The sequence below is a fragment of the Shimia litoralis genome, from assembly GCF_005518135.1.
Classification (GTDB): Bacteria; Pseudomonadota; Alphaproteobacteria; order Rhodobacterales; family Rhodobacteraceae; genus Shimia_E; species Shimia_E litoralis.
In genome coordinates this window covers 1-2,206 of sequence record NZ_SULI01000053.1, presented here as the reverse complement: position 1 = coordinate 2,206, position 2,206 = coordinate 1, and the positions used below count along the sequence as shown (strand labels likewise).

General features: G+C 61.4%; 2 protein-coding genes. Both read left to right on the top strand.

Annotation, left to right across the window (positions count from 1 at the left end; translation table 11 throughout):
- The coding region (locus tag FAP39_RS17725; protein WP_484385945.1) for a phage tail tape measure protein at positions 1-876 on the top strand (876 nt) is incomplete at its 5' end.
- A complete protein-coding gene (locus FAP39_RS17250; RefSeq protein WP_138017610.1) occupies positions 869-2,038 on the top strand; it encodes a hypothetical protein in 1,170 nt (389 codons plus the stop codon). The genes FAP39_RS17725 and FAP39_RS17250, both read left to right, overlap by 8 nt.
- Positions 2,039-2,206 lie beyond the last annotated feature (168 nt).

Here is a 2,206-nt window from a genome sequence, read left to right as displayed (position 1 = left end):
CCGCTTGCAGCACTCACTGCCCTGCAGGCCGCTCTTGCGAACGGCACGGATCCCTCAGGCGCTTCTGATGGGGAGGCGGAGGACACCGGTGCGACCTTGGCCCAAACCCTTGATGAGATCGCGGCATCGGCCACGAAGGCCGGCGCAGGGGTTAAATCCGTGGGCGCGGCTGGCAAATCCGCTGTGGAGGCTGCGGCCGAGGCCCTTAAACGCACTCAGGATATGGCCAAGTCGCTGGCTGATGATCTGACGGGACCGCTCAAGAATGCGCTCAAATCCGGTGAGCTGAGCTGGCAGAGCTTTGCGGGGGCTATCTCCAGCATGGCCCAAAGCCTTGCGAGCCGTCTCATTGATACAGCCTTCAAACCCATCGAGGATGCGCTGATGCGCGCCTTCTCTGGCGCCGGTCAGGGAGGCGGCGGTGGTGGCCTCTTCGGGGTTTTAAGCGGTGCCATCGGCAGTCTGTTTGGCATTGGCGGGGCTTTTGCAAAAGGCGGTGCTTTTGGACAGGCGGGTGAGATCACCGCTTTTGCCAAAGGTGGCAGCTTTGCCGGCGGGTCCTATTCCGGGGGTGTGGTCTCTCAGCCGACGCTTTTTCCGTTCGCCAAGGGCATTGGGCTTATGGGCGAGGCCGGCCCTGAAGCCATTTTGCCGCTGCGCCGCGGGCGGGGTGGCAGGCTTGGGGTGGAGATGACCGGAAATGGCCCGGGCAGTTCAGACGGCCAATCTGGTCAGTCTGGTCACTCGGGCCAATCTGTCACCCGCATCATCAACGTTTTGGATCCGTCGATCGTGGGCGATTATCTCGCCACGCCCGCCGGTGAGCGGCTCATCGTGAATGTCATCCGGCGCAATCAGGGAGGTCTGGATGTCTGAGCCGGCAGATCCACCGCACCTCTGGCCCTTTCCGCTGCGCTGGCCTCTCATTGAGACGCAGGAATGGCGAACAGATGTGTTGGCGACCAAGGACGCCGAGCAGCGCATTGCCCTGCGCACCATGCCGCGCACCCGCTTAACATGTGTCTCAATTCTGGAAGCGCGGGGTCTTGCTAGTGCGGCAGAACTGGCGCGGGGCGGTGTGTTCTCGACATGGCAGCTGCCGCTCTGGCATCGCGCAACCCCGCTCGCAGCACCTGTGGACGCAGGGGACACAGAGGTTTTGCTCAACACAGGCGGGCTGGGATTTGCAGTTGGTGACCATGCCGCCCTCGCAACGGGGGCCAGCATTGCTGGGTGCTCTGTCGATATTCATGAGATCGCTGAGGTTTTGGAAGATCGCTTGGTGCTGACCCTGCCGGTTTCCATGACAGCCCCCCATGCTTCTGTCATGCCTGTGTCAAAAGCCCGAATGCAGGGACCGGTCGAGATTTTGCGTCGCCGTCAAAGCCTCGGGACCGTCACGGCAAAGTTCTTGCTGGCGCCACAGGCAGACCAGTCCGCCACTCTCACATCGCTCTATCCCACCTATCAGGGCAAGAATGTTTTGATGGATCCCGCAGTATTGCGCCAGCCCTTGTCAGAAGCTGTGGATAACCCTGTGGACTATATCGACAATGGCTTTGGTCCCATAGAGATAGAAGCCCTGCGCAGCTACGCGCAGCGTCGCTCAAACATCACTCTGGTTGATCGCGGTCCCGCAAGATGGACCAGTCAAGCCTGGCTGCAAAGCTTACGCGGACGTCAGAACAGCTTTTGGTTGCCAAGCTGGGGGCGGGAATTGGGGCTGCAGGTCCCCCTTGCGCGAGGTGACACGAGTGGCTTTTTCAATCCGGCACAAGTGTCGCTAGATCCAGACAGCTTGGTTGGCCGGCACCTTATGATTGAACTGCCTGGCGGGGCGTTGTTCCGCGAGGTGCTCGCAGCCAGTGGCGACGCGCTCAGCCTGCAAATCACCTTAGCCGCGCCGGGCGTCGCCGTGCCGCGCGACACGCCCATCCATCTGATGCATCACATGCGGCTCGATGCCGACCGGATCGAGGTGATGCACACGCCCAACCGCATGGAGATGAGCTTGCCCTTGATTGAGGTCCCCGCATGACGCCCCCGCTTACCTATGATGACCTGGAAACCTCCACCGCCGAGGGGCGTGCGTTTTTCCTCTATCAGTTCAGCCAGGGTGAGACCCAATGGCGTTTGACCAGCCGAGCCACGGATTGGATCACGCCACCCGACGCACTGGGAGGTGAAGAAGGCGAGGAAGAAGACA